General features: G+C 67.9%; 8 protein-coding genes. All 8 read left to right on the top strand.

Going from position 1 to position 6,393, the window contains the following annotated elements; all coding sequences use genetic code 11:
- On the top strand, nucleotides 1–680 hold a 680-nt coding region (locus G3N58_RS27915), incomplete at its 5' end, for an FAD-dependent oxidoreductase (RefSeq protein WP_206000815.1).
- A 65-nt stretch (nucleotides 681–745) separates the two neighbouring features.
- Nucleotides 746–943, top strand: coding sequence for a sulfur carrier protein ThiS (gene thiS / locus G3N58_RS27910; RefSeq protein WP_075303282.1), 198 nt, complete (start codon nucleotides 746–748; stop codon nucleotides 941–943).
- A gap of 120 nt (nucleotides 944–1,063) precedes the next feature.
- On the top strand, nucleotides 1,064–1,879 hold the full coding sequence (locus G3N58_RS27905) for a thiazole synthase (RefSeq protein WP_205988912.1): 816 nt from the start codon (nucleotides 1,064–1,066) through the stop codon (nucleotides 1,877–1,879).
- Nucleotides 1,876–3,003: a thiamine phosphate synthase gene (gene thiE / locus G3N58_RS27900; RefSeq protein ID WP_206000814.1), complete on the top strand. Its 1,128-nt coding sequence runs from the start codon at nucleotides 1,876–1,878 to the stop codon at nucleotides 3,001–3,003. Before G3N58_RS27905 ends, thiE begins: the two co-directional genes overlap by 4 nt.
- 94 nt (nucleotides 3,004–3,097) lie before the next feature.
- Entirely contained in the window at nucleotides 3,098–3,919 is an 822-nt protein-coding gene (locus G3N58_RS27895; RefSeq protein ID WP_206000816.1) for an ABC transporter ATP-binding protein, read from the top strand.
- Nucleotides 3,916–4,683 (top strand): lipid asymmetry maintenance ABC transporter permease subunit MlaE, encoded by a 768-nt coding sequence (gene mlaE, locus G3N58_RS27890; RefSeq protein WP_167045555.1) that lies wholly within the window; start codon nucleotides 3,916–3,918, stop codon nucleotides 4,681–4,683. Before G3N58_RS27895 ends, mlaE begins: the two co-directional genes overlap by 4 nt.
- 90 nt (nucleotides 4,684–4,773) lie before the next feature.
- Nucleotides 4,774–5,298, top strand: a complete 525-nt coding sequence (gene mlaD, locus G3N58_RS27885) for an outer membrane lipid asymmetry maintenance protein MlaD (RefSeq protein ID WP_167045558.1) — start codon at nucleotides 4,774–4,776, stop codon at nucleotides 5,296–5,298.
- Nucleotides 5,299–5,309: 11 nt separating this feature from the next.
- Nucleotides 5,310–6,308 carry a VacJ family lipoprotein gene (locus G3N58_RS27880; protein ID WP_167045561.1) on the top strand — a complete coding sequence of 333 codons (999 nt, stop codon included), beginning with the start codon at nucleotides 5,310–5,312 and terminating at the stop codon, nucleotides 6,306–6,308.
- Nucleotides 6,309–6,393: the final 85 nt, after the last annotated feature.

Here is a 6,393-nt window from a genome sequence, read left to right as displayed (position 1 = left end):
GGCTGCTGCCGCGCGAAGGCCAGCTCGATAACCGCCAGGTGCTGGCAGCGCTCGCCGCCGGTCTCGCCGAACGCGGCGTGGAGACCCACTGGAATACGCCCGTCGACGAGGCTGCGCTGCCCGAAGCCGGCATCACGATCGACTGCCGCGGTCTCGGCGCGAAGCCGGTGCTGCCGACGCTGCGCGGCATCCGCGGCGAAGTCGCGCGCGTGCATGCACCGGGGCTGCACCTGACGCGTCCGGTGCGGCTGCTGCATCCGCGCTATCCGCTCTATATCGCGCCGAAGCAGAACGGCCTCTACGTGATCGGCGCGACCGAGGTCGAAGGCGAGGACATGTCGCCCGTCAGCGTGCGCTCGGCGCTCGAACTGCTGAGCGCGGCGTTTTCGGTGCATCCGGGTTTCGGCGAGGCGCGCATTCTCGAACTCAACTCGCAGTGCCGCCCGACCTTGCCGGATCATCGCCCGGCGCTGCTGTGGGACGGCGCGCGCACGCTGCGCGTGAACGGCCTGTACCGGCACGGCTATATGATCGCGCCCGAAGTCGCCGACGAAGCCGTGCGTTTCGCGAGCGCCTTGCTCGACGGCCGCATCGGCGACGCCGACGCGTTCGCCGGCTGGCGGCGCGAGGCACGCTGGAGCGAGCTTTTCCAGCAGGATTTCATGCGGGAGCCGGCCTGAGCGCCGCGGCCGCCGCGCCGCGCATCGGGCCGCTTTCGCCATCGATTGAACCGTATTCGAGCACCATGGACATTCATATCAATCAGAAGCCGTTGTCGCTGCCCGAGGGCGCGACTGTCGCCGATGCGCTCGCCGCCTATGGCGCGCGCCCGCCGTTCGCGGTCGCGCTCAACGGCGATTTCGTCGCGCGCACCCAGCATGCGGCGCGCGCGCTGCAAGCCGGCGACCGGCTCGACGTCGTGCAACCGGTTGCAGGCGGCTGAGCGCCGGCGCGCCGGCCTGCCGCCGATTCATTGCCGGGCCCGTTGCCGCAAACGAGCGCCGGAAACCCCTTGCCGCAAGGCCGTTGCGCAACGTCGCAGCGGCAAACCAGGATGACGCACATGACCTCCCATCAGACCGCCGACGCCCTCACGCTATACGGCCAAACTTTCGCGAGCCGCGTGCTGCTTGGCACCTCGCGCTATCCGTCGCTGCAATCGCTGTCCGATTCGATCGACGCGGCGCGGCCCGGCATGGTCACCGTCGCGCTGCGCCGGCAGATGAACGAGGGCGGCGCCGAAGCCGGCTTCTTCGATCTGCTCAAGCGCCACGCCGTGCCGCTGCTGCCGAACACGGCGGGCTGCCTGACGGTCGGCGAAGTGGTCACGACCGCGCACATGGCGCGCGAAATCTTCGAAACCGACTGGATCAAGCTCGAACTGATCGGCGACGACTACACGCTGCAGCCCGACCCGGTGGGCCTGATCGAGGCCGCCGCGCGGCTCGTCAAGGACGGCTTCAAGGTGCTGCCGTACTGCACCGAAGACCTCGTGATCGGCCGCCGTCTGCTCGACGCCGGTTGCGAGGCGCTGATGCCGTGGGGCGCGCCGATCGGCACCGGCAAGGGCGTGATCAATCCGTACGGGCTACGCGTGCTGCGCGAGCGGTTGCCGGACGTGCCGCTGATCGTCGATGCCGGGCTCGGCGTGCCGTCGCACGCGGCTCAGGTGATGGAGTGGGGCTTCGACGGCGTGCTGCTGAACACGGCCGTGTCGCAGGCGACGCACCCCGAAGCGATGGCGCGCGCGTTCGCGCTCGGCGTCGAGGCGGGCCGGCAGGCGTATCTCGCGGGGCCGATGGCCGAGCGCGAAAGCGCGCACGCGAGCACGCCGGTGGTCGGCATGCCGTTCTGGCATCAGGATGGGAGTGCCGCATGACACAGTCCTTGACGTTGAAGGACCGCGATCTGTTCTGGCCGCCCGCCGACGAACTGGTCGAAGCCGCCGAGCGCATCCGCGCGCGTCTCGGCGACTGGCCGCCGACGCACGCGCCGTGGCGCATCTGCCTGACCGCGCCCGATGCGCCGAACGGCGGCGACCTGATCGTGCTTGCCGACGCGCAACGGCACGGCGAGCAGATGGCGCGCTGGCTCACGCAGGGCGCGGGCGTGATCGTCACCGCGGAAAACCGCGCGACGCTGCATCTGGGCGGCGAGAAGTACGGCCTCGAAGGCCATCTGGCGGACGACTGGATTGTCGCGCTCGCTGCGTTCCTCGACTGCGGTTTCGATCCGCACGACGCGCTCGTGCTCGCGCTCGCCTGGCGCGACGGTGACGAAACCCGTGACGAAGCTCGTGACGAGACCCGCGCCGCCGACGCATTCCCATCCGACCTCGCGCGCTTTCCGCGCCTGACCGGCTTGCCGGCCGCGCCGGCGCAGCCGTTTCCGCGCTGCCCGCACAAGCTCGGCCTGTACCCGGTGCTGCCGACCGCGGACTGGGTCGAGCGGGTGGTCGGCCTCGGCGTGAAGACCGTGCAGTTGCGCCGCAAGTCGGCCGAACCCGCCGACGAACTGAAGCGCGAAATCGCCCGCAGCGTGGCGGTGGGACGCGCGCACGACGCCCAGGTGTTCATCAACGATCACTGGCAGGCCGCCATCGAGGCGGGCGCGTACGGCGTGCACCTCGGTCAGGAAGACGTGCATACCGCTGATCTGTCCGCGATTGCGGCGGCTGGCGTCCGGCTTGGTCTGTCGACGCACGGTTTTTATGAGACGCTGAAGGCGCTGCACTTCCGTCCGAGTTACATTGCACTGGGCGCGGTCTTTCCGACCGCGACCAAGGTGGTGCCGACCGCGCCGCAGGGCTTGCGGCGTTTGGCACGCTACGTGCGGCTGCTCGACGGCGTGGTGCCGCTCGTCGCGATCGGCGGGATCGATCTGCAGGTGCTGCCCGACGTGCTGGCAACCGGCGTCGGCTGCGCCGCGGTGGTGCGCGCAGTGACCGATGCGGCCGATCCGGCTGCCGCGGTTTCTGCGTTGCAACACGTGTTTACGCAATAATCCTCAGGCATAGTCAATGGACGGGGCACCTCACGGCAGCTTTTGCATGATGGCCCTATAATTCGGCCTTCCGTGTAAAAGGATTGTCAGCTTGGTGCCTTCCTCCCGCGAGCCCCTACTCGAACTGCGCGACGTCGACTTCGGTTACGGCGACCGGCTCGTCCTGTCGAATCTGAACCTGCGCTTCCGTCGCGGGCAGGTCGTCGCGGTCATGGGCGGCTCCGGTTGCGGCAAGACCACGGTGCTGCGCCTGATCGGCGGCCTCGTGCGCGCGCAGCGCGGCGAGGTGCTGTTCCACGGCCAGGACCTCGGCCGGCAGACGCGCGAAGGCCTTTACGCGCTGCGCCGCAAAATGGGCATGCTGTTCCAGTTCGGCGCGTTGTTTACCGACATGTCGGTGTTCGAAAACGTTGCCTTCTCGCTGCGCGAGCACACCGATCTCCCCGAAGAACTGCTGCGCGACCTCGTGCTGATGAAGCTCAACGCGGTGGGCTTGCGCGGCGCGCGCGATCTGCTGCCCTCGGAGATTTCGGGCGGCATGGCGCGCCGCGTGGCGCTCGCGCGCGCCATCGCGCTCGACCCCGAACTGATGATGTACGATGAGCCGTTCGCCGGCCTCGATCCGATCTCGCTCGGCATCACCGCGAACCTGATCCGCACGCTCAATCAGGCGCTCGGCGCCACCTCGATTCTCGTCACGCACGACGTGCCCGAATCGTTCGCCATCGCGGATTACGTCTACTTTCTCGCCAACGGCGGGGTGCTCGCCGAGGGCACGCCGGACGAACTGCGCGCCTCGACCGATCCGACCGTGCGGCAGTTCATCGACGGCGCGCCGGACGGCCCGTTCAAATTCCACTATCCGGCCCAGACGCCGCTCGCGGCGGACTTCGGCATCGGCGGAGGCCAGTCATGATCAGTGCGCTCGGTCGCTCGGTGATCAGCGGGCTCGGCACGGCCGGTTACGCGACGCGCTTCTTCCTGCGCCTCGTGCTCGAGTTTTTCCCGCTGCTGCGCCGGCCGCGTCTTGTCACGAAGCAGATCCACTTCGTCGGTAATTATTCGCTCGTGATCATCGCCGTGTCGGGGCTCTTCGTCGGCTTCGTGCTCGGCCTGCAGGGCTACTACACGCTCAACCGCTATGGCTCCGAGCAGGCGCTCGGCTTGCTCGTCGCGCTGTCGCTCGTGCGCGAACTCGGGCCGGTGGTCACGGCGCTGCTGTTCGCGGGCCGCGCGGGCACTTCGCTCACGGCCGAGATCGGCCTCATGAAGGCGGGCGAGCAGCTGACCGCGATGGAAATGATGGCCGTCGATCCGGTCAAGGTCGTGGTCGCGCCGCGCCTGTGGGCGGGCATTATCTCGATGCCGATCCTCGCCGCGATTTTCAGCGCGGTCGGTATTCTGGGCGGTTACGTGGTGGGCGTGCTGCTGATCGGCGTCGATGCCGGCGCGTTCTGGTCGCAGATGCAGGGGGGCGTCGACGTGTGGCGCGATGTCGGCGCCGGGGTCGTCAAGAGCGTGGTGTTCGGCCTTGCGGTGACGTTCGTCGCGCTGTTTCAGGGCTACGAAGCGAAGCCGACGCCGGAAGGCGTGTCGCGCGCGACGACCCGCACGGTCGTGTACGCGTCGCTCGCGGTGCTCGGGCTCGATTTTCTGCTGACCGCACTGATGTTCAGCTAAAGACCGCGCCGCACACCGGCTGCCGGCGGCGCATCGTGCGCCGCGCGCGACGGGGTGCCGATGGCGTGGCGGATTCACTTTGGGATGACGATGAAAAAGACTGCTCTCGACTTCTGGGTCGGCCTGTTCGTGGTGCTGGGTTTCGTGGCGCTGCTGTTTCTCGCGCTGAAGGCCGGCAACATGAGCTCGTTGTCGTTCCAGGCAACGTATCCGGTCAAACTCAAGTTCGACAACATCGGCGGGCTGAAGGCGCGCGCGCCGGTGAAGAGCGCCGGCGTGACGGTCGGCCGGGTCGCCTCGATCGGCTTCGACAGCAATGCCTACCAGGCGCTCGTCACGATCGATATCGACAAGCAATACCAGTTTCCGAAAGATACTTCGGCGAAGATACTGACTTCGGGCCTGCTCGGCGAGCAGTACATCGGGCTCGAACCGGGCGGCGACACGGAAATGCTGAAGGCTGGCGATACGATCTCGATGACGCAATCGGCGATCGTGCTCGAAAACCTGATCGGCCAGTTCCTCTACAGCAAGGCGGCGGATTCCGGCGCCTCGAAGCCCGCGGGCGGGGCGAATGCGCCGGCGGCGCCTGCTGCTGGCGCCGCCAGCCAATAAGGAGAACAAGAATGCAAACCACACGTTCGGCGCGCGTGCGCGTCTTCCAGTTAGGCAAGGTGGCGGTGGCCGCGGCGCTCGTCACCGGCTGCACGACCGTGCAGACGCCGACCAAGGGCGATCCGTTCGAAGGCCTGAACCGCACGGTGTTCACCGTCAACGACAAGATCGACCAGTACGCGCTGAAGCCGGTCGCGCAGGGCTATGTCTGGGCGACGCCGCAGCCGGTGCGCGACAGCGTGACGAACTTCTTCTCGAATATCGGCGACGTCTACATCGCGGCGAACAACCTGCTGCAGTTGCGCATCGCCGACGGCGTGTCGGACATCATGCGCATCGTAATCAATACGGTGTTCGGTGTCGGCGGCCTGTTCGACGTCGCGACGCTTGCGAAGCTGCCCAAGCACGACAACGACCTCGGTCTGACGCTCGGCCACTACGGCGTGCCGGCGGGCCCGTATCTCGTGCTGCCGCTGTTCGGCCCGAGCACGGTGCGCGACGCGGTCGGCTCGATCGGCAACTACTACGTGAACCCGATCAGCTACGTCAGTCCGTCGGGCCTGAGCTGGGCCCTGTGGGGCCTGAACATCGTCAATACGCGCGCGAACCTGCTCGGCGCGAGCAACCTGCTGGAAGGCGCGGCGCTCGACAAATACTCGTTCGTGCGCAACGCGTATCTGCAGCGCCGTCAGTATCTGCTGTCGGACAACCGCCGGCGCCCGCAGGACCTGCCGAGCTATGACGAGGAAGCGCCGCTGCCGAAGTACGACGAAGGCGAGACGGGCGCGGCCGGTGCGGCAGGCGCCGCCGCGGGCACGCAAGGTGTTGCCGCCAAGGCGGCGCCGGCATCGGGCGTGGCTGCGACTGCGCAGGGCGCGTCGGCGCCCGAGGCGGCCTCGGGCACCGCCACTCCGCCGCTCGATGTGAACGGCGGTCCCGAAACGCAGATTCCGGCGGGTCAACTGGTGCCGCCCACGCGTTTCAACTTCCCGTCCTTCAAGCTGCATTGAGCGCGCGCCGGTAACAGATCGATACGACTCTCGCAGTTTGCGCATGGATTGCTGTCGAACTCGCGTGGTAAGGTCGGCTCAAACC

The organism is Paraburkholderia sp. Ac-20342, assembly GCF_017104985.1.
GTDB lineage: Bacteria > Pseudomonadota > Gammaproteobacteria > Burkholderiales > Burkholderiaceae > Paraburkholderia.
This window is presented reverse-complemented; position numbering and strand designations above follow the sequence as displayed.

What these genes read in the sequence shown, in the direction of transcription:
- thiS (WP_075303282.1), top strand. Translation starts at nt 746, where the DNA reads ATGGACATTCATATCAATCAGAAGCCGTTGTCGCTGCCCGAGGGCGCG.
- G3N58_RS27905 (WP_205988912.1), top strand. Translation starts at nt 1,064, where the DNA reads ATGACCTCCCATCAGACCGCCGACGCCCTCACGCTATACGGCCAAACT.
- thiE (WP_206000814.1), top strand. Translation starts at nt 1,876, where the DNA reads ATGACACAGTCCTTGACGTTGAAGGACCGCGATCTGTTCTGGCCGCCC.
- mlaE (WP_167045555.1), top strand. Translation starts at nt 3,916, where the DNA reads ATGATCAGTGCGCTCGGTCGCTCGGTGATCAGCGGGCTCGGCACGGCC.
- mlaD (WP_167045558.1), top strand. Translation starts at nt 4,774, where the DNA reads ATGAAAAAGACTGCTCTCGACTTCTGGGTCGGCCTGTTCGTGGTGCTG.
- G3N58_RS27880 (WP_167045561.1), top strand. Translation starts at nt 5,310, where the DNA reads ATGCAAACCACACGTTCGGCGCGCGTGCGCGTCTTCCAGTTAGGCAAG.